Origin of the sequence: Saccharopolyspora soli (assembly GCF_022678645.1) — a bacterium.
Taxonomy (GTDB): Bacteria; Actinomycetota; Actinomycetes; order Mycobacteriales; family Pseudonocardiaceae; genus Saccharopolyspora; species Saccharopolyspora soli.
The window spans coordinates 45869-69738 of record NZ_JALBWV010000013.1; the positions used below are offsets into that span (position 1 = coordinate 45869).

At 68.8% G+C, this 23870-nt stretch carries 20 protein-coding genes; 7 read left to right on the forward strand and 13 right to left on the reverse strand.

The annotated features are described in order from the left end of the window. Positions 1 to 123: 123 nt before the first annotated feature. The 4 genes from MOQ72_RS12195 to MOQ72_RS12210 form a co-directional block, all read right to left on the reverse strand. Positions 124 to 1548 carry an ABC transporter substrate-binding protein gene (locus MOQ72_RS12195; RefSeq protein WP_242183154.1) on the reverse strand — a complete coding sequence of 475 codons (1425 nt, stop codon included), beginning with the start codon at positions 1546 to 1548 and terminating at the stop codon, positions 124 to 126. Positions 1549 to 1751: 203 nt separating this feature from the next. Further along, positions 1752 to 2903 carry an MFS transporter gene (locus MOQ72_RS12200; protein ID WP_242183156.1) on the reverse strand — a complete coding sequence of 384 codons (1152 nt, stop codon included), beginning with the start codon at positions 2901 to 2903 and terminating at the stop codon, positions 1752 to 1754. 105 nt (positions 2904 to 3008) lie between these two features. Further along, a complete protein-coding gene (locus tag MOQ72_RS12205) occupies positions 3009 to 3935 on the reverse strand; it encodes a ketopantoate reductase family protein (protein WP_277953961.1) in 927 nt (308 codons plus the stop codon). Between the two features lie 97 nt (positions 3936 to 4032). Beyond that, positions 4033 to 5385, reverse strand: a complete 1353-nt coding sequence (locus tag MOQ72_RS12210) for an HNH endonuclease signature motif containing protein (RefSeq protein WP_242183160.1) — start codon at positions 5383 to 5385, stop codon at positions 4033 to 4035. A 640-nt stretch (positions 5386 to 6025) separates the two neighbouring features. Between MOQ72_RS12210 and MOQ72_RS12215 the strand changes: the two genes are divergently transcribed. Further along, positions 6026 to 6547 carry a lytic polysaccharide monooxygenase auxiliary activity family 9 protein gene (locus MOQ72_RS12215; protein WP_242183162.1) on the forward strand — a complete coding sequence of 174 codons (522 nt, stop codon included), beginning with the start codon at positions 6026 to 6028 and terminating at the stop codon, positions 6545 to 6547. A gap of 63 nt (positions 6548 to 6610) precedes the next feature. Here the strand turns inward: MOQ72_RS12215 and MOQ72_RS12220 are convergent, their stop codons facing one another. From MOQ72_RS12220 to MOQ72_RS12230, 3 genes are read right to left on the reverse strand one after another with little or no spacing between them, the layout of a single operon-like run. Next, the gene (locus MOQ72_RS12220; RefSeq protein ID WP_308197871.1) at positions 6611 to 7312 is read right to left on the reverse strand and encodes a YqjF family protein; all 702 of its coding nucleotides are present in this window, start codon (positions 7310 to 7312) and stop codon (positions 6611 to 6613) included. A gap of 3 nt (positions 7313 to 7315) precedes the next feature. After that, positions 7316 to 8347: a type III polyketide synthase gene (locus tag MOQ72_RS12225; RefSeq protein WP_242183166.1), complete on the reverse strand. Its 1032-nt coding sequence runs from the start codon at positions 8345 to 8347 to the stop codon at positions 7316 to 7318. A 5-nt stretch (positions 8348 to 8352) separates the two neighbouring features. After that, positions 8353 to 9147 (reverse strand): class I SAM-dependent methyltransferase, encoded by a 795-nt coding sequence (locus MOQ72_RS12230; RefSeq protein WP_242183168.1) that lies wholly within the window; start codon positions 9145 to 9147, stop codon positions 8353 to 8355. A 27-nt stretch (positions 9148 to 9174) separates the two neighbouring features. Between MOQ72_RS12230 and MOQ72_RS12235 the strand changes: the two genes are divergently transcribed. Together MOQ72_RS12235 and MOQ72_RS12240 are read left to right on the forward strand one after the other, a co-directional pair. Further along, the gene (locus tag MOQ72_RS12235) at positions 9175 to 9990 is read left to right on the forward strand and encodes a UbiA family prenyltransferase (RefSeq protein WP_242183170.1); all 816 of its coding nucleotides are present in this window, start codon (positions 9175 to 9177) and stop codon (positions 9988 to 9990) included. Between the two features lie 125 nt (positions 9991 to 10115). After that, on the forward strand, positions 10116 to 11714 hold the full coding sequence (locus MOQ72_RS12240) for an alkaline phosphatase D family protein (RefSeq protein WP_242183172.1): 1599 nt from the start codon (positions 10116 to 10118) through the stop codon (positions 11712 to 11714). Here the strand turns inward: MOQ72_RS12240 and MOQ72_RS12245 are convergent, their stop codons facing one another. Together MOQ72_RS12245 and MOQ72_RS12250 are read right to left on the reverse strand one after the other, a co-directional pair. Further along, positions 11715 to 12374: a class F sortase gene (locus MOQ72_RS12245; protein ID WP_242183174.1), complete on the reverse strand. Its 660-nt coding sequence runs from the start codon at positions 12372 to 12374 to the stop codon at positions 11715 to 11717. Between the two features lie 9 nt (positions 12375 to 12383). Further along, positions 12384 to 12782, reverse strand: coding sequence for a hypothetical protein (locus MOQ72_RS12250; RefSeq protein WP_242183389.1), 399 nt, complete (start codon positions 12780 to 12782; stop codon positions 12384 to 12386). A 207-nt stretch (positions 12783 to 12989) separates the two neighbouring features. On the opposite strand from MOQ72_RS12250, the gene MOQ72_RS12255 reads away from it, so the two are divergent. From MOQ72_RS12255 to MOQ72_RS12265, 3 genes are read left to right on the forward strand one after another with little or no spacing between them, the layout of a single operon-like run. Further along, on the forward strand, positions 12990 to 13697 hold the full coding sequence (locus tag MOQ72_RS12255) for a response regulator transcription factor (protein ID WP_242183176.1): 708 nt from the start codon (positions 12990 to 12992) through the stop codon (positions 13695 to 13697). A gap of 22 nt (positions 13698 to 13719) precedes the next feature. Further along, entirely contained in the window at positions 13720 to 15567 is a 1848-nt protein-coding gene (locus MOQ72_RS12260; RefSeq protein ID WP_242183179.1) for an ATP-binding protein, read from the forward strand. Positions 15568 to 15589: 22 nt separating this feature from the next. After that, complete coding sequence (locus MOQ72_RS12265; protein WP_277953962.1) at positions 15590 to 16435, forward strand: PaaX family transcriptional regulator; 846 nt, start codon at positions 15590 to 15592, stop codon at positions 16433 to 16435. On the opposite strand, the gene MOQ72_RS12270 is transcribed toward MOQ72_RS12265, so the two are convergent. The 3 genes from MOQ72_RS12270 to boxC form a co-directional block, all read right to left on the reverse strand. Then, positions 16436 to 18034 (reverse strand): benzoate-CoA ligase family protein, encoded by a 1599-nt coding sequence (locus MOQ72_RS12270; protein WP_242183181.1) that lies wholly within the window; start codon positions 18032 to 18034, stop codon positions 16436 to 16438. 17 nt (positions 18035 to 18051) lie between these two features. Continuing rightward, on the reverse strand, positions 18052 to 19473 hold the full coding sequence (gene boxB / locus MOQ72_RS12275; RefSeq protein ID WP_242183183.1) for a benzoyl-CoA 2,3-epoxidase subunit BoxB: 1422 nt from the start codon (positions 19471 to 19473) through the stop codon (positions 18052 to 18054). 204 nt (positions 19474 to 19677) lie between these two features. Next, positions 19678 to 21378, reverse strand: coding sequence for a 2,3-epoxybenzoyl-CoA dihydrolase (boxC, locus tag MOQ72_RS12280; protein WP_242183186.1), 1701 nt, complete (start codon positions 21376 to 21378; stop codon positions 19678 to 19680). A gap of 146 nt (positions 21379 to 21524) precedes the next feature. Between boxC and MOQ72_RS12285 the strand changes: the two genes are divergently transcribed. After that, on the forward strand, positions 21525 to 22412 hold the full coding sequence (locus tag MOQ72_RS12285) for a TIGR03854 family LLM class F420-dependent oxidoreductase (RefSeq protein ID WP_242183188.1): 888 nt from the start codon (positions 21525 to 21527) through the stop codon (positions 22410 to 22412). Positions 22413 to 22503: 91 nt separating this feature from the next. Here MOQ72_RS12285 and ilvA read toward each other — a convergent pair whose 3' ends face one another. After that, positions 22504 to 23754 (reverse strand): threonine ammonia-lyase IlvA, encoded by a 1251-nt coding sequence (gene ilvA, locus MOQ72_RS12290; protein WP_242183191.1) that lies wholly within the window; start codon positions 23752 to 23754, stop codon positions 22504 to 22506. Between the last annotated feature and the right edge of the window lie 116 nt (positions 23755 to 23870).

The window sequence follows — 23870 nt, forward strand, 5'->3', positions numbered from 1 at the left end:
CCGAAAAGCCCCATCGGAACGTGAAATTCGTTACTCCACAGGCAACAAGTTACCCGCCGTGAGCGATCGTGTTCGCTCCGAGCAGCGGTTTTCAGAGTCCTAAATAGACCGGACCAGCCGTGCTCACTGCGGAACTCCGAGCTGCCGGAAGAGGTCCGCGATCCGCCGGTGGGTGTCGGCCACCGCCTGCTGGACCGGAACTCGCTTCTGCAGGATCTCGGCCATCATGTCAGTGAGCAGGTAGCTCTGCAGCACCGCCTGCCGACCGGCGCTGGGCGCCTGCGGGAACCGCAGTCCGGTGCGAGTCTCGATGGGCAGTGGCTGGGTCATCAGTTCGCGGATGGTGCGGAACGCCGGGTCTCCGTCGCGGTAGAACGGGTCGGAGTCCCACACGTTCTGGTAGACGGGCATCACCAGGCCGTCGGAAACCCGCGCCATGGACAGCAGCGGCGGTCCGGCGACCAGGTACTGGGCGACCACCTTGGCCAGTCCGGGGTTGCGCGCACCGTTGAACACCACCAGGGCGTGGCAGTCGCCTGTTTCGATCGGCCGGTCGGTGGCCGGTCCGGCCAGCCCGACCAGGGTGGCGGTGTTGGGGTAGACCGGGTTTCCGGTCACCTTCGAGTCCGCGTAGACGCTGAACTGGTTCTGGGTCAGCCCGATGACTCCGGCGAGCCATGCCTCGTTGTTGCCGCTGTCGGTCCAGCTCTCGATGCCCGGCGGCCGCATCGCCGCGTAGCGCGGGTTGGCGTAGAGGTCGGCGAGGAACGAGATCGCGTCGACCGTTTCGGGCGAGTTGAAGATGACCTGGCGCCCGTCGTCGGCGACGATCGAGCTGCCGTAGCCGTTCATCACCCGTTCGATCATGGCATTGCCGTCGCCGCTGCGGTTGATGGTGATGCCCCAGCCGTAGCGGTTCTTGCCTGGATCGCTGATTTCCAGCGCGATGTCACGTGCGTCGGCGAGGGTGCGCAACTGGTCGAGGGGAATGCCCTTCTCCGCCAGCCAGTCCTTGCGCACCAGGCTGCCCTGGCCGATGGAGTAGTAGGGGATCCCCCACCACGCGCCGTCGATCATGGCGGTGCTGCGGGCCACGTCCGCGGGCTTGCCGTGCTGTTGTTCCAGCTGTGCCACCACATCCGAGACATCGGTGAGGTCGCCCAGGTCGCGGAACTGCGCCACGAACCGGCTCGCGGAGAAGAATGCCAGGTCAGGTCCATTGCCTGCCTTGACCGCCGCGTCGGTCTTGGCGACGGCGTTGCCCGCGTCGCCTTCCAGGAAGGAATTCTTGATCGTCGTCCCGGTGCGATCGGCGAACGCGCTCAACGCCGTTTCCAGCGCCTGGTTCGCGGTCTTGGCGTAGGTGCGTTGCGAGAGCACCGTCAGCGACGTGCCTTTGAACGGCTGCGCCGCCGCGACCAGGTCATCCGGGACGGTCGGCGGTGCGGCGGCAGGGGCGGATCGGCCGCATCCGGTCAGCACCGCCGCGCCCGCCACCCCGGCGCTGACGAGGAACTGGCGTCGACTCCACGGGTTTCGTGACCTCATCGCGCCCTCCGGCGTAGTTCGCCCGATGATCAGCAGTGCGCGGACACCACGGCTGCATTCGCGCCGGAACGCGTTCGGCCGTTTCGAGAAACCGTTCGGATGAAAGTGAACTTCACGCTACGATTCGATGGCGGGCCTGTCAAGAAGGGATCTTCGCATCCAAAGAGTGTCCACACTGGACTTTCTGGGGACAACGTGTCCGGTCAATCTGGCGCGTCGCGCGGCCACCAGACGGCGACAACGGGAATCGCCAGTGCCAGCAGCGCGGCCGGAAGCAGGAATCCCAACGCCGCATCGGATCGGTAAAGCTCGGTGAAGGCCGCGGGTGCGGCCGACATCCCGAGGAACCGCAACGCGGTCACCACCGAGATGATCGCGCCACGACCGCTGGTTCCGCCGACGAGCACCGTGGCGTGGATGCCGACCAGGATCAACTGACCGCAGACCCCACCAACCGCCCACGCCACGACGATCACCGGCAACCACGCGACCAGTCCGATCGCCCCGACCGACAGGGCCCCGACGAGCAGCCCCGCGCACACGATCGCGCGTTGCGCGAAGCGGTCCACCGCTCCCCCGGTCAGCCGGGCGCCGATCACCCCGGCCACGCCGTAGGCGGTGAGCACGAGGCCGCGAGCGCCGGGACTCAGCGAAAACGCATCGTCGAGCCGGAACGAGACCAGGAAGGGCAACCCTGCCAGACATGCCCACGCGACGAAGGCGACGCCGCCGATCAGCAGCACCGAAGACCGCCAGGCGCCCCGCAGCGCCACCGGAGCTCGCGGCGAGCCATCGTGCGACTCACCGGGCAGCGGGCTGACCGCCAGCACCCCTGCCACTAGGGCGAGCCCGACGAAGGCCCACTGCCAAGCCCCTTCGGCGGCGATCCCGCCGAACAGCGGCGCGGAGGTCTGGCCGACGGCTTGCATCGCGCCGTAGGTGCCGAGTGCTCGGCCGAGGCGGTCCTTGGGCGTGACGGCGGCGAGTTTGGCCAGCAGCAGCGGCGTGGTGAACGCATTCGCGATGCCCTGCAACACCCGGCTGACTTGGAAGAGCCAGAACCACGGAGCGACGGCTGCCAGCAGTGCGACGACCGCATAACCGGCATAAGCGACACGGATGCTGCGGCTCAAACCCCAACGCTCGCCGAGACCTCCAGACACGAGCATGACAATCGCGAACGGCAGCAAGTAGGACGTCAGCGACGAGGCAGCGGTGCCCTGCGAGACCGCGAAACTCCTGCTCAACTCCGGCAACATGGCGGCGACGACGCCGGAGCCGAATGGTCCCAGCAGACCACCGATGTAGAGCGCGACCCGAGAAGTCAACGAACAACCGGCCGGATCATCAGCCACCGCCCTCCAACGGCCACCTCGCCAACAGTCGATCACAGCACCGCGGACGAAGTCGAGCAACCCGCTGGCCGATCGTCCCACCACGCGGACCGCCCGTCGGATGCGTCAAGCGGCGAAGCCGACCTCCCGGGCCTTGACGAGCGCGGTCACCGTGTCGTTCACCGGAGCCGCCAGACCGACGGTGGCCGCTTGCCGAGGAATCGCGCCGTTGATCACGTCGATTTCGCTGCGCCGACCGGCCAAGTGGTCCAGCAGCATCGAAGGCCGGGCATTCGGGATCTTCCCCCCGAGTTCCCGCACGTGCTCGACCGGGTCGCCGACCTGGAGCGAAATGCCGCGCGCCTGGGCGACCGCAACAGCTTCCTCGGTGCAACGACGCGCCACGTGCCAAGCCTCCGGGTGTGCGAGCACCTCGCCGATGGTCATCCCGGTCAGACAGGTGGAAGCGGAGAAGGCCACGTTCATGATCAGCTTCTCCCAGACCATCCGCTCAATGTCGTCGAAAACCTGGACGGCGAAACCGGCCGAGCGCCAGACCGACGCACCACGCTCCACGGCGTCGCCGGACAACCCGCCGTAGGCCCCGAACCGCACCATCTCCATGCCGTTGTGGTGCACGTGTCCGGGCGCCGTCAGCGAAGCGCCGAATCCACCGACGACCCCGACGGAAAGGCGTTCCGCACCAAGGACTTCCGCGACCCGATCGGCAGACCCGAGACCGTTCTGGATCGTCTGCACCACGGTCGACTCGCCCACCAACGCCTTGGCCGATCGAGCCGCATCCACCACGTCCGCCGCCTTGCAGGCGATGATCACCAGATCGCACGGTCCGATCCCGTCGGTGGTCGTGGCGGCCTGCAGGCGCACTGTCCGATCGCCGCTGGCACCCTCGACGCGCAGGCCGTTGGCACGCATCGCCGCCACGTGATCGGCCCACAGCGTGATCGCGTGGACCTCGTGCCCGGCATCGGCCATCAGACCTGCATAAACCGAACCCATTGCACCAGCGCCGACAACCGCAACTCGCGCCATTCCGAACCTCCCGCAACAGTTCCGATGCCGTGGTGAATCGTAATGCGCCGAGGAAGGGCGGCCAGGGGCGCTGGAATCGACGTTCGTTTTCCGGGCGTCATGGTTTGCCCGCCGGGGTTCTCGGGGTGGGGATGAGGTCCCGGAAGTCGTGATGGTGGGTGGCGGGTTGGGCTTGTCCGCCTGGTCGAGGTTTTCGTCTCTGGTCCACTGTGGGCGGTGGGATGAATACGGGCCGTCCGTTGTGGATGGCGATGTCCCACCGGGTGTTGTGGACGACGCGGTGGTGGTGACCGCACAGCATGACCATGTTGGACAGTTCGGTGGTTCCTCCGTCGATCCAGTGGTGGATGTGGTGCGCGTCGGGTGTTCCCGGCGGCCGATCGCAGCCGGGGAAGGCGCACACGCCGTCGCGTTGAAGAAGCGCGGCACGCAAGTGGGCGGGTGCGGTCCGCTTGCTGCGACCCACATCCAACGGGAGGCTGTCGCCATCGAGCACCATCGGCAACACCTCGCTGTCGCAGGCGATACGACGCACGTTCTCGGCGGTGATGGATCGGTCGGTGGCGCGCAGGTTGCCCGGCATGCCGTGGTCGGTGGTGAAGCCGAGTCCGCGTTGGAGGTCGGCGAAGTCGATGGTGACCGTCAGATGCGGCCGCTGACCCCCGACACGCGGCGTCTGGTCAGAGTCCAAAGCGAGATCGAGCAGGGCCGCGAACCCATCGGCATTGCGCTGCCCAGCGGTGCGGGGATCCTTCTCCCCGTCGGCTTCCGGGCGCGGAGCAGACAGCGGTTGCATCAATGCGGCGAATTTGACACCGGTTTCCCGATCCAGCCGAGCCTTGATGACCGTCATCCCGTCCCGCGCGGTCGTGTAGTGCAACTCCCGCGCCTCGTGCTGGGCTTCCTCATCCCGGTAAGCGCCGTCCTGATCGAGCAGATACCGGATGCGCTCCGCCACCTTCGCCAACTCACGCGGCGGCATTTCCCGTGCGTACGCGGCCAGAGTCGACTCCACCTCGCCAACCATGTGGCACCGGGCGTACTCGGGCAGTGCGCGTACTCCATCGACGATGACGCGAGCGTGTTCCACACTGATCGCGGCTTCGGACAGGGCCTGGGCGGTTTCGGGGAGCTCGGCGGGCATGGTCTCGCCGTACAGCGTGGCCCGGTCTTCGACGTTACGGGCCACGACCACGCGAGTTTTGGCGTCGCCGTGGTCGATGTTGAGCAACTCCCGCACCCACACGATCATCGACCTAGCCCCATGCTCGGCGAACAGTCCCCGATGCTCCGCCTCGGCGATCAACCGCAACTGTTCCACCATCGCCGTCCGCACAGCCTGCTCGGCCGCTTCGATCCCGGCGACGAGCTCGGCATCCGAGCACGACACCACCGACTGCGGAGGCATCGCCCCGGCAGCCGCGTCCTGTGCGTTCGTCAGTGGTGTCATACCCCTAATTCTCCCGCATTCGAACACGCATTCGCACGCTTTTTACAGTCACATGATCAGGTGAAAACCCCAACACGAACCGCGAAAACCACTACCCCACAACACGAAACGCCCACACGACACGCCGCAGGCGACCACATTCAACAACCAATCCCAGCTGACGCCCCACCACCACACATCAACAAATCACCAAAAACCCCTCGCCGCCAGGCGACCCCCCAGAACACCAATCCCAAACCCGCTCCACCACCGCCGAACGAACCACCCCACAGCTAAGACAACCCAACACCCAAAAGCCCCAACCACGCACCAAAAGCCGAACCCCGAGCCCAAAATTCGAACGTGAAAAACGGGAAACGCCCTGGGAAAAACCCGTTCACCCAACCAAAACCCACGTCTCCGCTGGCCAAGGCCAGCATCGCACTGCGCCATCACGGTGACACATCGGACAATTCTTGACCCCACCACGCCACCAAACTTATGGTCCAGACCATCGGTCAGCCGAGCCGGAACCCAGCTGACCGCTGGTCGTCGGAATGTCCCCTCTCCCCTTCCTCGGCCGAGTTCCACCCAGCACCGCCGATCAGGACTCGCTCGCCTGATGACGCGGTTTCCCAGCGGTTTCCCCGAAGGAGCTGAGATGAACAAGAAGCCGAAGCTCGCCGCGGCCGCGGTCGGTGCGGCCCTCGCCCCGTTCCTGGTGGTCGTTCCGACCGGCACCGCCAGCGCCCACGGCTACATCGATTCGCCACCGAGCCGACAGGCCCAGTGCGCCGCCGAGACCGTTCCCTGCGGCGCCATCAAGTACGAGCCGCAGAGCGTCGAGGGCCCCAAGGGCCTGACGAGTTGCAGCGGCGGTAACTCCGCCTTCGCCGAACTGGACGACGACAGCAAGGGCTGGACGGTGACACCGGTCGGCAACTCGGTGACGTTCAACTGGACGCTCACCGCCGCCCACTCCACCTCCACCTGGGAGTACTTCATCGGCGGCAACCGCGTCGCGGTGTTCGACCAGGGCGGCGAGCAGCCGCCGTCGCAGCTTTCGCACACCGTCGACCTCAGCGGCGTTAGCGGCCCGCAGAAGGTGCTGGCGGTTTGGAACGTCGCCGACACCGCCAACGCCTTCTACGCCTGCGTCGACGTCAACGTCGGCGGCAAGTGACCGGAGGTCCCCGAACGAACCGGGCCCGCGCTCCTCGGAGCCGGGCCCGGTTCGTTCGCGGCCTCACACCAGGGCGGGCATGCCGAATCTCGCGTCGATCCGGGACGCGCAGCGGACGATGGGGATGCTCGGTGGGGCCAGTCCGAGTTCGCCGAGCAGCCCGGAGTCGACGAAGTCCAGCAGTTCCGCCGAATCCAGCGCCCACGGTTCGTGCTGCACCGGGGTCCGCACGGTGCAGCCGTGCCAGGTCGAGTACATCCGCCAGCGCGCGGTGAGGAATCGGTCCGACTCGGTCGGGGCAACCCGGTCCCCGCGCCGGACGCGCAGGCGCAGTCCGACACCGGATCGTTCGACGTGATAGCCGATCTCGCCAGCAGAGGTCGAGCATTCGACCACCGACGTCCGGTACGGCAGGCGGGCCACCGCGCTCGCAGCTGTGGCGAAGACCGGGTTCGACGCCTCCATGGTCAGGAACGCCAGCCCGCGACGGCCTCGGCAGTCGACGACGTAGGTGCGCACGTTCAGCTCGGTCAGCCGCAACCGAACCGGGCAGCCCAGCAGGCTGGCGACCGACATCCGCAGGCCGACCAGTCCGATCCAGCTCGTTCCGGCGAACAGGTCGGGTCTGGTGCCTGGCGCCAACATGGGCGCGATTTCCCGTGTCTCGCAAGGCCAATGCATCAGCACGACATCGCGCCAGCACTGCCTGGTGAACGACCCGCGCGGGTGGTGCGGCGGGGTTAGCGTGATCGGTTCGGGTTCCACGACCTATCCGGTGACTCGCAACAGGGCGGCGTACAGCGTCAACCCCGGCCCGAAGGCGAGCGCCACGACGTGGTCTCCGGCATCGACTTCGCGGCGAGCCAGCAGTTCTTCGATCACCAGCAGCAGCGTCGCGGACGAGCAGTTGCCGTGCTCGGCCAGGACGGTGCGCGACGCCTGTAGCGCCGTGGGCGGCAGGTCCAGGGTGTGCTCGACGGTGTCCAGGATGCGCGGGCCGCCCGGATGCACCGCCCAGCCGCGGATGTCGGCGCGCTGCATCGCGTTGCGGGCCAACAGGTCGTCGAGCACCGCGCCGAGGTCGCGGGCCAGCAGGTCCGGCACCCGTGGTGACAAGCCCATCCGGAAGCCGAGATCGGTGATGTCCCAGGTCATGTGCGCGCTCGAGCTGGTGTCGGTGAAGGCGGCGAGGTCGACGACCGCGAGACCGGCCGCTCCCGGTTGCAGGACCGCGGCCACTGCCGCGTCGCCGAAAAGCGCGTGCGATACGACTTGTTGCGGGTCGTTGGTCGCGGGCTGGATGTGCAGCGAGGTCAGCTCGACGCACAGCAGCACTGCTGCTTGCCCGTGCGCGGCCACGAAGTCCGCGACTCCGCCGAGCGCGGGAAGTGCCGCGTAGCAGCCCATGTGGCCGACGAACAACCGCTGCAAGTCCGGGCGCAGCCCCAACGATTCGGCGATCTTGACGTCCAGGCCGGGTGTGCCGTAGCCGGTGCACGAGACGACGGTCAGCAGGCCGACGTCCTCGGCGCCGATGCCCGCGTCGGCCAACGCGGCGGCGACAGCCTGGTGGCCCAGTCGCGGGGCCTCCTCGTCGAACCGGCGCATCCGGGCCGCCGTGGACCAACCGGACAGGTCTTCCTTGATCGGGTTCGCCACGGTGTGCCTGCGGCGCACCCCGGCCGCGGCGAACACCTGCCGGGCGACGCGGCTGCCGCGGAAGTGCTGTTGGAAGAAATCCTCCCACAGCACCTGCTGTTCGACGGCGTCCGGCAGTGCGGAGCCGAGTCCGGCGATCATCGGGATCACCACCGCAGCGACTCGGGGTCGAGCGCGGCGGCCGGTGCGGCCGGGTCGGTGATCGGGAACGGCGACAACGGCTTTGCCCCCTTCTTGCGGCCGACTCCCTGGAACAGCACGGCGGTGGTGCGGATCGGGAGCATCCGAACGTTCCCCCGCCGACCGGCGGTCCATGCCAGCAGGTCCAGCAGCGAAGGGCGCACCCCTCGTAGCGTCAGCGCCACGCCGTGCCGGGCCGCTTCGGCGATCAACACGTCCCGGTCGACCAGCAGCGCGGGATCGTGCACCCCTGGCACCGCCATGCCCGGCAGGCGCTCGGCGATCCCGATCGCGAGCACCCGGCACAGCGCGGTCGCCGCCAGCGTGTCGAGGACCAGCAGGCCACCGGACCGCAAGAGGCGGCAGGCTTCCGCGACCGCGGTGCGCAGGTCGGTGACGTGTTCCAGGATCTCCCCAGCGACCACGCAGTCCGCGCACTCGTCCGGCAGCGGAACCGCGAGCACGTCCCCGACGACCGGCTGAACGCCGTGCCCGGCGGCCTGCCGCAGGGCGGTGTGGGACGTGTCCACACCGATGTGCCGGTAGCCCTTGCCCGCCACGTGCGGTGCGAGCAGGCCCGCGCCGCAGCCCAGGTCCACGAGCACCGCTCCGGTGCGCGGTGCGGTCGGGACGAGTGCCCCGCGAGCGGCGGCGAGCCAGTGCAACATCGCGAAGATGCCACGCGGTTGCCACCACTGATCGGCGAAGACCTCGTACAGCAAGGGGTCGTTGCGCCGCACGGTCCGGCCGGAGCGTGCCATACATCCCAGGCTGGCACACTCGGCCGGGTGCGGCACCTCGCAACCGCTTCCTCGCTGCTCCTGGCCTCGCATCCGGTGCCAGCGGTGGGCGTCACCGCGATCACCGCCGGGCTGGCCGCCACCGTCGGGCAAGGCGCTACCGGTGTGCTGGTCACGGCGGCTGCGGTGTTGGCCGGGCAGTTGTCGGTCGGTTGGCTCAACGACCTGGTGGACGCGGACCGCGATGCCCAGGTCGGTCGGCGGGGCAAGCCGGTGGCTGCCGGGACGATCTCCCGGCGCGCGGTGCTGGTCGCCGTGCTGTTGGCGGCTCCGATGGCCGTGGTGCTGTCGCTGCCCTTCGGCGGACCGGCGACCGCGGCGCACTTCGTCGCTTTGGTGTCGGCATGGGCGTACGACCTCGGGTTGAAGGCGAGTCCGCTTTCGGTGCTGCCCTATGCCTTGTCGTTCGGACTGCTGCCCGCGTTCGTGACCTTGGGCAGCACGGGGCCGCCACCGATGTGGCTCGTGCTCGCCGCGGCGCTGCTGGGTTCGGCCGCGCACTTCGTGAACGTGTTGCCCGACCTCAGCGACGACGCGGCCACCGGGGTGCGCGGCCTGCCGCAGCGGCTTGGCGCGGTGAAAAGCACTGTGGCGGCGTCGTGCCTGGTGTTGGCCGCGTCGGCGACCATGGCGCTCGGTCCGCTGCGCGTGGGCTGGCTGCTCCTGCCGCTGGCCGTGCTCGTGCTCGGTGCGGGGTTCGTGCTCGGCCGCCGTCCGGGGTCGCGCACCGCGTTCCACGCGGTCGTGCTCGTCGCACTGCTCGACGTCGCAGTGCTGCTGACCACCGGTATCGAGCCGGGTTGACCGAATCCACTGTGGACGAAACTGGCGAATTGGTCGATGTGGGCGAACCCGGACACAGTGGACCACTTCCCGACGCGCAACCCGCTGTTGTTTCCTTCGTGATGTCGGTCGGGTATCCAGGTCAGGTGACCGAGTTGGTGCTGGGCCCCTTGCTGCGCTACGTCGACAACACTCGCGCCACCGTTTGGGTGGAGACCGACGGCCCCTGCACTGTCTCGGTGCTGGATGCCTCGGCGCGCACCTTCCAGGTCGGTGGCCACCACTACGCGCTGGTCATCGTGCGGGATCTGGACACCACCGCCCCGTACGAGGTGCGGTTGGACGAACGCGTGGTCTGGCCGGAGCCCGGCAGTCCGCCGAGTTGGATCCGGCCGGTGCCGAGATCGGCGAAGTTGCGGTTGCTGTTCGGCTCCTGCCACTTCGACCGCCCCGAAGACGCCAGGCTCCGCAACGCACTGGGACCGGACGCGCTGACCGCCTATGGCGCCCAGTTGGCGCGAACGCCCGAATCCGACTGGCCCGATGCCCTGCTGCTGCTCGGCGACCAGGTCTACGCCGACGAGACCACTCCGGAGTTGCAGCGCGTCCTGCGCGCCCGGCGCGATGTCCGGCGACCGCCCGGCACCGAGGTCGCCGACTTCGAGGAGTACACGCTGCTGTACCGGCAGGCATGGCGTGACGCGGGAATCCGGTGGCTGCTGTCGACGGTGCCGACGATGATGATCTTCGATGATCACGATGTGCGGGACGACTGGAACACCTCCCGCGAATGGCGGGTGCGGATGGCGCGCGAGCCGTGGTGGCCGGAGCGCGTCCTCGGCGGACTGATCTCCTACTGGATCTACCAGCACATCGGCAACCTCAGCCCGGACGAACTCGACCGCGACGAGACCTACCAGCAGGTGCTGGCCGCCGGGCGGTCCGGTGATGCCCTCCCGGTGCTGCGCGAGCACGCCGCGCGCGCCGACACCGAACGGGACGGGGAGAAGGGCGCGCGGTGGAGCTACTACCGCGACCTCGGCCCGGCTCGGCTGGTCGTGCTGGACACCCGCTGCGGCCGAATCCTGGAAACCGCCGAACGCGCCATGCTCTCCGACGGCGACTTCCGATGGCTGCGCAAGACCGCCGACAGCGACCGCGAACACCTGGTGCTCGCCTCATCGCTGCCGTGGCTGCTGCCGCACGCGGTGCACCACATCCAGTCCTGGAACGAGCTCGCGTGCACCGACCTCGGTCGGCTGCCGAAGCTCGCCGAAACGCTCCGGCAGTTCGGCGACCTCGAACACTGGGCCGCGTTCCGGACCTCGTTCGACCGGCTCACCGCGCTCATCCGGGACCGCGCCGACGCGGCTTCCGCGCCAGCGACGATCAGCGTGCTCTCCGGCGATGTGCACCACAGCTACCTGGCCGAGGCCGAGTTCACGCGCCCGACCCGATCACGCGTGCTCCAGCTGACGTGTTCACCGCTGCACAATCCGGCGCCGCGCGTGCTGCGCGGACCACTGCGCGCAGCGTGGACGGCACCCCTGGCAGGGCTGTTCCGACGGCTGGCGGAACGGGCCGGTGTCGCGCCACTACCGGTCGAATGGCGCAAGAGCGCCGGTCCGTTCTTCGGAAACGCGATCGGCGAGCTGGATTTTGACGGTCCGCGCGCGGAAGTCCGGCTGCTGGAGGCGGCCAGCGAGCGGCGGCTGACCACGGTGTGCCACGAGCAGCTGTCCTGACTATCCGTTGTGGACAGTGCCGGTCAGGGTGGCGAAGGCGATGATGTTGTCGCGGTAGCTGCGGGCGGCGTGGTCGAACGAGCCGCCGCAGGTGATCAGCCGCAACTCCGGGCCCGCGGTGTCGCCGTAGACCTCGTCGGCCGGGAAACCAGTCTTCGGCGGCTGCGACATGCGCTGCACGACGAACCGGGCGACCTGCCCGTCCTGGCGGCCGATGAGGATCTCGTCGCCGGGCTGGAGTTCCCGCAGCCTCGCGAAGATGCCGTCCTGGCCGTCACCGTTGACGTGCCCGAGGACCACCGCCGGGCCGACTTCGCCGGGGGTCGGGCTGTACTGGTACCAACCGGCCTGCATCGGCTGGTGCACGGACGGCACGGCCACCGTTCGGTCCGGGTTGAGCCCCAGCGGGATCAGCGACGACCGGGCGCCGATCCGGGGAACGTCGATCCACGTCGGCTCCGACGGCGGCAACGCGGCTGACGTCCGGACTGATGTCTGGGCCGGTGGTTGGGCCGAAGCTGGCGAGGCGAGGTCGACGGACTCACCAGCCGCTGAGCAGCCGGACAGGACCAGGGACAGGGCGAGGGCCACGAGGGCCGGGGTGGCCGCGACCCTGCCGCGGCCACCCCGGTTTCCCCGTGCGCGGGGATGCACGCTCATCCAGCTGCCTCAGTTCGCCGCCGCACGCCGCCGACGCAGCGCCAACGCGGCCCCACCGCCAACAGCGATGACGCCTGCGGCAGCACCGCCGACAGCGACCGGGTTGATCCCCGATTCCTCCGGTCCTCCACCGGTCTGCGGTGCACCCACCGGCCGCTGCGACACCTGCCCGCGCGTCGGCTCGGCCGTTGGCCGCGCCACGTCCGGCCGCTGCGACGGCACGGGTCGCGCCTCCGGCGGTGCGGGCCTCGTCTCCCCCGGTGCGGGTCGGGTCTCCGGCGGCGCGGGCTGCTGCGCGGCGGCCGGTGGTTGCGCATCGGTGCCGTCGGCCCAGCTGATCGGCGCCGCCAGCGGCAGCGCCGCCGCACCGAGCAGGGCTGCGGCTGCGCAGGTACGACCAAGCTTCATCGATCGCGTCCTTTCCATTCGAGGAGTTCGTCCGGAGCGCCGGACACCGCACAGCTTCCAGCGGGGTTTTCAAGATCCCGTCTGATCGATGTGAAGAAGCTGTTCGATTCCCCGGCGGTGCGGCGGATTGTGAAGATCCTGTTCAGACCCGGTCATGGTTCGGTGGGCGGATCAACTGGCGCGGCAGCGGAAGGCGATAATGCGCGAGTGAGCGCACAGGTCCTGGTCGCCGAGGACGACCCGAAGCAGGCCGAGCTGATCCGGCGTTACCTGGAACGCGACAACCACCGCGTCGTCGTCGTGCACGACGGGCGCGCGGCGATCGACGAGGCGCGGCGGCGCGAACCCGACCTCATCGTGCTCGACGTGATGATGCCCAAGGTCGACGGTCTGGACGTCTGCCGGATCCTGCGCGCCGAGTCGGAGGTGCCGATCGTGCTGCTCACCGCCCGCACCACCGAGGAGGACGTGCTGCTCGGGCTCGACCTCGGAGCCGACGACTACGTGACCAAGCCCTACAGCCCGCGGCAGCTCGCGGCGCGGGTCCGCGCGATCCTGCGCCGGGTCCGCCGCGGGCAGGACCGCGGGCAGCAACCGTTGCGGGTCGGGGACCTGGTGGTGGACCCGCAGCGCCACGAAGTCACGCTGCGCGGCGCACCGCTGGACTGCACGCCCGCCGAGTTCCGGATGCTCGCGGTGCTGGCCGCCGAACCCGGTCGCGCCTTCACCCGCGGCCAGCTGCTCAGCCAGGCATTCGGCATGGACCGGTTCATCACCGAGCGCACCATCGACGTGCACGTGATGAACTTGCGCCGCAAGCTCGAACCCGATCCCCGGCGGCCGGTGCACCTGCTCACCGTGTACGGCGTCGGCTACAAGCTCCAGGACATCGCTGGTGATAGCGCGTCGGCATAGTCTGCTGGCCAGGCTGCTGGCGATGTCAGTGGTGGTGGCCGGTTGCTCGATCGGGGCCACCGCGTGGCTGGCCGCGCAGAGCACCAGCGGTGCGATCAACCAGGAACTCGGCGAAACGCTGGCCACCGACGCCAAGATCTACGATTCGCTGCTGGGCTACGCGGCCACCCATCCGCAGTGGTCCGGGGTCCAGCAGGTGGTGTCCGAGCTCTCCGCGCAGACCGGGCGCCGCATCACGCTGACCAACCCGGCGCACCTGCCGATCGCCGATTCCGGTGACGCGCAGGACGCCCCGTTGCCGAAAACCCCGTCGGCGGTGGTCGATCCGCTCGCCGTCGATCCGGTGCTCAAGCCCGACGCCGCGGCCGCGGGCATCGACCCGCGCGCGGTCGGCCCGTACCGGCTGACCGAGGCGGAACGCGCCGATCTGCGCCAAGCCGCGCAACGGCAGGTGTCGTGCTTGCGCCGGTACGGCAGCGACGGTGTGATCGTCGAACTGCCCAACGGACGTTCGACGGTCCAGGTCACCACTGCGGTCGCCACGACGGAACCGCAGCCCAGGCAGACCGCGCCGCCAATCCGGTCCGTCGCACCGAGACCGGGTGCCGTGCCCGCCCCACCCAGCGTCGCGCCAGCTCTGCCGCCGACCGCTTCCGTCCGGCCGAGCGAGGCATGTTCCGACCCACCGGCCACCACCGAGACCGAAACCAACGCGAACGCCGAACTGCTGACCTTGGTCAACGCCTGCCTGACCCGGCAGGGCCTGGCTCCGCTGCCCGCCAGAGCGGCGACGACCAACTCGCCGGAGGGATTGAGCTCGTCGCCGGAGGACAAGCGCTGCGTGGACGCCGGGCGGCGGGAACAGCTCGGCGGCTACGTCTCACCGGCGGCCCAGCTGTTCATCACCCGTCCCGGCGGAGACCGCGCCTCGACCGATCTGTCCACTGTGGGCACGTCGCGGATCGCCTGGACGGCGCTGGTGGTCCTGGTGCTCACCGTCGGTCTGACCGCGCTCGCCGCCAGCCGCCTGGTGCGGCCCATCGCGGCGATCACCGCGGCGGCGCGGAAGATGGGCGGCGGGGACCGGTCGGCGCGGGTGGACACCAGGGCGCGCGGCGAGATCGGCGAGCTGGCGGCGGCGTTCAACGCGATGTCCACGCAGGTCGAACGCACCGAAGCGCAGCGCAAGACGATGGTCAGCGACATCGCCCACGAGCTGCGCACCCCGTTGGTCAACGTCCGCGGTTGGCTGGAGGCCGCCCAGGACGGCGTCGCCACCCTGGACCAACCGCTGGTGGCGTCCCTGCTGGAGGAGACCCTGCTGTTGCAGCACCTGGTGGACGACCTGCAGGATCTCGCGCTCGCCGACGCCGGAAAGCTGCGGGTGTATCCGGAGCCGGTGCACGTCGGCGCCGTCCTGGAGCAGGTCGCCGCGGCGCATCGGGGCCGAGCCGAGGCGGGTGGTGTGGCGCTGGCCGCCACTGTGGACGGCGACCCCGACCTCACCGCCGACCCCACGCGGCTGCGCCAGGCGTTGGGCAACCTGGTGTCCAACGCGCTGCGCTACACCGCTGCCGGTGGGCGGGTCGCGCTTTGGGCGCGGCGCGTGGGCGACGAGGTGTTGATCGACGTGGCCGACACCGGAGTCGGCATCAGCGCGGACGCGCTGCCGCACGTCTTCGACCGCTTCTGGCGGGCGGAGAAGTCCCGCACCAGGCATGCCGGTGGTAGCGGCCTGGGGTTGGCGATCACCCATCACCTCATCGACGTGCACGGCGGCCGGATCGAGGTCCGCAGCACGGTCGGCGTCGGCACCACCTTCACCCTCCACCTACCGGCGCCTACACTCGAAAACACTACAAGTAACTGACGTTCGGAGGTACTTGCGTAGCATGTCGGCCGATGTGCCGGGCCCGGTGGTGAGCCGCCGCCGGGAGGTCAGCCACGCCAGCGCCCGATCACTGCTGATGACGGTGCTCGGCGAGTTCGTGCTGCCGCGGGACCAGCCGGTGTGGACCGCAACGCTGGTCGAATCGCTGGCGATGTTCGGCATCGAGGAGAAGTCCGCACGCCAGGCCCTGTCCCGGACGGCAGCGGAAGGCTGGCTGGAGTCGCAGCGCCGCGGCCGCCGGGTGCGGTGGTCGCTGACCCCGCAGGGGCGTCGGCTGCTCACCGAAGGCGCGGAACGCATCTACGGATTCGGCCGCGACGAGCGCGACTGGGACGGCACCTGGGTGGTCCTGCTGGTGTCCGTGCCGGAAGCCAAGCGCGACCTGCGCCACCAGTTGCGCACCCGGTTGACCTGGGCCGGGTTCGGCTCACCGATGCCGGGGGTGTGGATCAGCCCGGACCGGCGGCGCGAGACCGAGGCCAAGCACATCGTCGCCGAGTTGCTACCCGAATCGGCGGCGATGTCGTTCGTCGCGTCCTACGGCCAGCTCGGCGACGAGGCCGAACTCGTGGCGCGTTCCTGGGACCTGTCCGAAGTGGAGCGCCGCTACGCGGAGTTCATCGACGAGTTCACCGGCCTGGACCCGGGTCACGACGTGCTGCACGCGCAGATCCGGTTGGTGCACGAGTGGCGCCGGTTCCCGTTCCTGGACCCACGACTCCCGCTGCGGCTGCTCCCGCCGAATTGGCACGGCGTCAAGGCCGCCCAGCTGTTCCACGACAAGCACGACGCGTGGTGGCCAGCGTCCCAGCAGCACTGGGACGAACTCGTCGCGAAGGAACAGTGATCAACCGGCCTGCTGCACCGGTGCATCGGCCGCAAGCGTCTCGCGCAGCACGTTGCGGCGGATCTTGCCGGTGGCGGTGCGCGGCAGCGCGGCGAGCTCCACGACCGCGCGGGGCCGCTTGAAGGAGGCCAATCCGTCGCGGCACCAACGGATCAGCTCATCCTCATCGACGTGGCGGCCGGGCACCGGCACGATGCAGGCGACCGGTTTGTCCAGCCCGTCGGAGTCCGCCACGCCGACCACCGCGGCTTCAGCCACGTCAGGATGTTTGAGCAGCTGCGCCTCGACCTCGCTGGGCGCGACCCAGATGCCACCCGCCTTGATCATGTCGCCGAAGCGGCCGAGGAACGTGTAGGTGCCGTCGGCATTGCGCTGGTAGGTATCGCCGGTGCGCATCCACTCGCCCAGGAACACCTGCCTGCTGGTGTCGGCCCGGCACCAGTACCCGGTGGCCGCACTCGCCCCGCGCACGTACAGCTCCCCCGCCTGATCAGCCGCTTCGATCGGCACGCCTCGCTCGTCGCGAATCTGCACGTCGTAGCCGGGTACCGGGGTGCCCGACGAGCCAGGTCGGACCGCTCCTGGCCGGTTCGAGATGTAGATGTGCAGCATCTCCGTGGACCCGATCCCGTCGAGCACCTCGACGCCGAACCGGTCGCGCATGCCCTGGAACAACCGGGCGGGAAGCATCTCACCAGCGGAAACCCCTTGGCGCACCGAGGAGAACGCGTCGTCGGACACCTCGCTGGTCAACAGCGGAGCCCAGAAGCTCGGCGTGCCGAACAGCAGTGTCGCTCGGTCGCGACGGGCGCGGTCGGCGAACAACGCCGGGGTGGGACGTCCCGACTCCAGCACCGCGGTCGCGCCGACCGACAGCGGGAAGAACATGGAATTGCCGATCCCGTAGGCGAAGAACAACTTCGCCACCGACAGGCAGCGGTCCTCGGCGGTGATACCGAGCACCCGTTTTCCGTAGTTCTCCGCGACCAACTCGATGTCGATGTGCCGGTGCATGGCGGCCTTGGGCGCACCGGTGGTTCCCGAGGTGTACAACCACAGCGCCGGTGAATCCGGCCAGCTCGCATAGGGTTCGGCGGCGCCGTGGGCGAACAGCTCGTCCCAGTGGTGCCCGGTCACCCCGGCCGGCAGGCCGTCGGGGTGACCGCCGACCTGGACCGCGTGCCGCACTTCCGGCGCGCCGGCGACGGCTTCGGCCACCGTGCCACCGAAATCCGCACAGCCCAGCACGATCCGGGCGCGGGAGTCGGTAACCAGCGTGCGCAGTTCTCGTGCGGTGAGCATGGTCGACACCGGCACCGCGATCGCCCCGAGGTGCATCACGGCGAGAATCCCGGCGAACAGCTCGACGTCGTCGGCCATGCACAACAACACCCGGTCCTCGGGACCGACGCCCAGTGCGCGCAACCCGGCCGCGACGCGCCGAACGTCGTCGGACAGCTGCCCGTAGCTGACGGTCCGGTCGGTGGTGACGACCGCCGGATGATCGCCGCGACCGGCCAGCACCTGCCGATCGAGAAGATATTGCGTGGCGTTGAACAATCTCGTGGAGCTTGTCTTCGTTGACGAAGCTTGCGACATCGTCGGCCGCCTCCGGGTCAGGAAAGGTAGACGTATTCGTAGTCGAACGGTTTTCCGTTGATGCCGTTGGTCGGCGGCGCGACCCAGCTCGCGATCTTGCCGCGCTCGTACACCGGGTGCATCAGGGAGCGGACGAACGTCAGATCCTCGTCGGTGGGCAACCACTTGCGCCGCCCGGCCGCCCAGGTCTGCTCGTCCACGATCTCACCGCCGGGCGTGATGTGGTAGCCCGCGCACATCCCGACCTTGCGGTTGAAACCCGGATGCGGCAGCGCCAGCCGGTGCTCGATGCCGTGGTCGGCGAGGATCCTGTTCCACCGCTTCAGACCGGTCTGGCAGTCGGCGATGTACTCGCCACGCAGGTCGAAGTTCAGCGCCAGCAGCGTCTGCACCTCTTCCTGCGTCCAGGTGCCGTCCGGGCAGGGCTTGTCCAGGAACGTGCTGTCGTCGGTGAGCTGGTGGTCGTCCTTGCGGCGGGTCTCCTGCCAACGCCCCTTGAGCCCAGCGGTGAAGTAGTTGGCCGCGTTGGTGGAGGTCTCGCCGCCGAAGAGGTCCAGCGAGACGGTGTAGTGGAAGTTGATGTACTTTTGGATGATCTCCAGCGGCACTCCGCCGTGCGGACCGATGTCCAGGGTGTCGTGCTCCCGGATCAGTTCTGCGCTGCGGGCGACCACCCGATCCACCCCGGTGGTGCCGACGAACATGTGGTGCGCCTCTTCCTTGAGCATGAACTCGCAGGTCCGCGACAGCGGATCGAAGGCGCTCTCCTTCAACGTGCCGAGCTGGTACTTGCCGTCCCGGTCGGTGAAGTAGGTGAACATGTAGAAGGCCAGCCAGTCGGCGGTTTCCTCGTTGAACGCACCGAGGATCCGCGGCGTGTCCGGGCTGCCCGAGTTGCGGTGCAGCAACCCCTCGGCCTCTTCCCGGCCTTCCCTGCCGAAGTAGGCGTGCAGCAGGTACACCATGGCCCACAGGTGGCGGCCCTCTTCGACGTTGACCTGGAAGAGGTTGCGCAGGTCGTACAGGCTCGGCGCGGTCAGACCCAGCAGTTTCTGCTGCTCCACCGAGGCGGGTTCGGTGTCGCCCTGGATCACGATCAGTCGTTGCAGGTCCGCCCGGTACTCACCCGGCACCTGCTGCCAGGCCGGTTCGCCAGCGTGCTCGCCGAAGGCGATCCGGCGGTCGGGGTTGCGCTCGGCCAGGAAGATCCCCCACCGGTACTCCTCCGGCACCACGTGCCCGAAGTGCGCCCAGCCGTCCCGGCCGACGCTGACCGCGGTGCGCAGGTAAACGCCCTGGGTCTCCAGCACCGGGCCCATTTCCGCCCACCAGTTCATGAACTTCGGCTGCCAGCCCTCCAGGGCGCGCTGCAACCGCCGGTCCGAGGCGAGCCCGACGTTGTTCGGGATCTTCGTGCTGTAGTCGATCTGCTCGGGCATTCCTTGAAGTCCTTTCCCAAAGCGGCGCAGCCGCTTTTCCACCACGCACGCAAGGTGACCACCGGCGGGTTCTCAGACGTCGCCTCGCGAGGACAGCCCCGACGTGGTGTACGGCGGTACATGATGTCGGGGATCCCGCAGTCGAGGCGGCGTCTGAGGTTCCGCTGAGCGACCACCTACGCAGAACGAGTGTGGAAACACGTCTTAGACTCGCTTCCGGTCGAATGTTGCCTTCCTTCCGGTGCCGTAGCGGCGTAGCGCTCCTTCGGAGCCTGCCGCGTTGGGGCGGTTGAAGATCCAGTTCTGCCAGGCCGACAACCGGCCGAAGATCTTCGTCTCGACGGTTTCCGGGCCGACGAACCGGTGATTGGCTTCCAGACCGGTCAGGGCGTCGGGGGACAGCGAGCGCCGGGCTTCCACCGCCAGTCTGATCTCGTCCTCCCAGTCGATGTCGTCGGGCGCGTCGGTGACCAGCCCGAGTTCGACGGTTTCGGCCGGGGTCAGATCCCGGTCCAGTTCGCGGTGCAGCCAGTCCAGATGGTCGTCCTCGCCGTAGAACCGGGACTGCAACCGGGAAAGTCCGTTGCCCATCGGCAGGGCCCCGAAGTTGGCCCGGGTCAACCGGATCGAGGCGCGCTGCGCGCTGTCCTCGTCGTCGATCGGCGGACCGTCCAAAATGTACTGCCGGTCGCTGGCCAAGGCGAGTTCCAGCAGCAGGCCCGCGAAGCAGGAGCCGGGTTCGATCAGCGCGACGAGGCTGCGGCTGGTGACGTCCAGCCGCTTCAGGGTTCGCTTGTAGTAGTGCAGGATCTCGTTGCACAACCAGTCGTCGCCAGCGTTGTCCAGGATGATCCGTTCGCAGTCGACCACGGCGTCGGCATCGCCTTCGGTTCGCAGCAACCAGGTGCCGAGCTCGGGTTCGTTGGTGCGCAGCCGGAGGATCAGATCGTCGAGTTCCCTCGTCATCGCCAGCGTCCAGCCCGCAGCCCCCGCGGCGTGCACGTCGCCGACGCTGCTGGGTACTTCTTCCGGCCCGCGCACGGTGATCTCCACGGTGCCCGCCACGCGGTCGAAACCCGCCGACACGTACCGGTACTCGATCCCGTCGGCATCGATTCGCCGTTGCAGGGGAGTGAGTTCCACACCTCGTGCCTCGGTGGGGCGTCCGCTGCGCTCGGCGATTTCGAGCGCCCGCTGACGCACCGCCTCGGCGAAACCCCGGCGCGGCGCCAGTTCGTCGACCAACCGCCACTGCACCGCGGTCTTCCCGCGCACTCCGTCGCTGCGGGTGGCGAACACGTCGGCTCGGTCCTTGCGGACCCGCCGCTTGTCCACGACGCGCGTCAGCCCACCGGTGCCCGGAAGCACGCCGAGCAGCGGTACTTCGGGCAGCGCCACGTTGGAGGAGTTGTCGTCCACCAGCATGATCCAGTCGCAGGCCAACGCCAGTTCGTAGCCGCCGCCCGCGCAGGAGCCGTTGACCGCCGCCAGGTAGAACTGCCCCGAGTTCGCCGTGGCGTCCTCCATCGCATTGCGGGTTTCGTTGGTGAACTTGCAGAAGTTCACCTTCCAGTGATGCGGCGAAGCGGCCAGCATCCGGATGTTCGCCCCAGCGCAGAAAACGTTGTCCTTCGCGCTGGTTACCACGACAGCGCGCACGCCGGGGTGCTCGAACCGCAGGCGCTGCACGGCGTCGTGGAGCTCGATGTCCACGCCGAGGTCGTAGGAATTCAGCTTGAGCTCGTAACCCGGCACGAGTCCGCCGTGCTCGTCGACGTCCAGTTCCAACCAGGCGATGGCCCCGTCCACCCGGAGATTCCAGTGCCGGTAGGTGTTCGGCTGCCGGTCGAAGTCGACCTCCGGCGCGGCGGCGTCCGCCGCAACCGGTCCTACCGCGATCGTCACGCCAACCGCCTCCTCGCAGTCGCAGACCGCGTTGCCGACCTATTTTCTTCACATGTCTGCACCATCGTCAAGATTATGTAGAATGAAGTCGAAATCACGCCGCTGGATTTCCCCGTGACCACCCGCGGCTGTGGTCCGATGGAACGGTGAAAATTCGAATCGGAGTGGGGCTCGGCGCGCAGCACGGCACACCCGATGCGTTCGGCGACGCCGTCGACCAGCTCGAAGCGGCCGGGGTGGACTCGCTGTGGCTGTCGGAATTCGTGTACTCGGCGCAGGTCGACCCGCTCATCGGGATGACGCACGCACTCGCCCGCACCACCAACCTCAAGGTCGGCACCGGAGTGGCCGTGCTGCCGGGGCGGCATCCGGTGCTGGTCGCCAAACAGCTGGCGACGCTGGCCGGACTCGCACCGCGGCGGGTGCTGCCGGTGTTCGGGCTGCGCCCGGCCCGGCGACGCGAACGCGACCTGTTCCCGGTGCCGACCGGCCAGCGCGGTGCCGTTTTCGACGAGTCCCTGCACCTGGTGCGCCAACTGCTCACCGGCGACGAAGTCAGCTACACCGGCCAGTTCTTCGCGGTGGACGGCGTGTCCATCGGCCCGAAACCGGCCAAGCCGCTGGACATCTGGCTCGGCGGCAGCTCACCGGCCGCGCTGCGGCGCATCGGCCGCCTCGGTGACGGCTGGCTGGCGAGCTTCCTATCGCCCGAGGAGACCCGGCGCGGCAAGGCCGCGATCGAAGCGGCGGCGGCCGAAGCGGGCCGCGAAGTCGAGGACGACCACTACGGCATCACGCTCCTAGTCGCCGACGACGGCATCCCCACCGGAGTGCTGGCCACGGTGCGCGACCGCCGACCGGACGCCGATCCGTCCGACCTGGTCGCGGCCAACTGGTCGGATGCCCGGCGGCTGCTGGAGGGCCACCTCGAATCCGGCCTGACCAAGTTCGTCATCCGCCCAGCGAACCAGGTCACCTCGTTCGAGGAATTCCTGCACCGCCTAGCCGAAGAACTCCTGCCCCTGCAGAACTGATCCCGCTGTTCAGAGCAGCACAGCCGCCTCGCGCCCGTTCAGTCCCGTTTTGAAGCGCACCGCTACGCAAAACGGGTCAATTCTCAAATGGTCAGAGCAGGAAGGAGAACAGCGGGGAGCCCGGCGAGACCTGCTCGATCTGCAGCGGGGACTCCTTCATCCGCTTCAGCAGGGCCTCCAGCTCGTCGGCCCGGTCGAGTTCGATGCCCACCAACGCCGGGCCGGTCTCCCGGTTGTTCTTCTTGACGTACTCGAAGGCGACCACGTCCTGGCCATCGACCAGCACGTCGTCGAGGAAGTGCCGCAGCGCTCCAGGCTCCTGCGGGAAGGTCACCAGGAAGTAGTGCCGCAGCCCTTCGTGCACCAGCGAGCGCTCGATGACCTCGCCGTAGCGGCTCAGGTCGTTGTTGCCGCCGGAGACCACGCACACCACCGGTCCCCTGGCCGGGCGCTCCAACGGCAGCCGGGCCGCCGCACTGGCCAGCGCCCCGGCGGGCTCGGCGATGATCCCGTCGGTCTGGTACAGCTCGATCATCTCGGTGCAGACGGCACCTTCGGGCACCGCGACCAACTCGTCGACGAGCTCCCGGACCACCTGGTAGCCGAGGTCCCCGACGCGCCCGACGGCCGCGCCGTCGACGAAGGTGTCCACCGACGGCAGCGCGATCGGCCCGCCGTGGTCCACCGCCGCGCGCATGCTCGCCGCCCCGGCGGGTTCGGCCCCGATCACCCTGACCTCGGGGAAGTGCTCCTTTAGCCACACCACGATGCCAGCCAGCAGGCCGCCGCCACCGACCGGCACGATCACCGTGTCGATCGGGCCGTCGTGCTGTTCAGCGATCTCCAGACCCACCGTGCCCTGCCCGGCGATGGTCCGCGGGTCGTCGAACGGGTGCACGTAGATCGCGCCGGTGCGCTCGCTGTCCTCGCGCGATGCGACGCTGGCCTCGTCGAACGAGCTGCCGACGATCACCGGCTCGACCCACTCGCCGCCGATCTCGGCGATCCGCCGACGCTTCTGCCGGGGCGTGTTGGCCGGGAGGTACACCCGGCCGTTGATCTTCAGCTCCCGGCAGGCGAACGCCAATCCCTGCGCGTGGTTGCCCGCACTAGCGCACACCACACCGCGCTCGCGCTCACCGGGATCCAGCGAGGAGATCAGGTTGTACGCGCCGCGCACCTTGTAGGAGCGGCAGACCTGCATGTCCTCCCGCTTGAGCCGCACCGGAATCCCGAGTTCGCTGGTCAGGCGGTTGCTGGTTTCCAGCGGGGTGCGCCGGACCACCTGCCGCAGTCGGGTACCGGCGCGGAAGATCGCTGCGGGATTCAGCTCATCGGACACCTGCCGATAGTAGTTCCGCGGGCGCGGCTACTCCGACCGGGTGGGACCAGGCGTCGATTTGTCGCATTCCGCCGGGCCCATCGACTCTTTCGGCAGGCGCTCACCGGTGCGCAGCC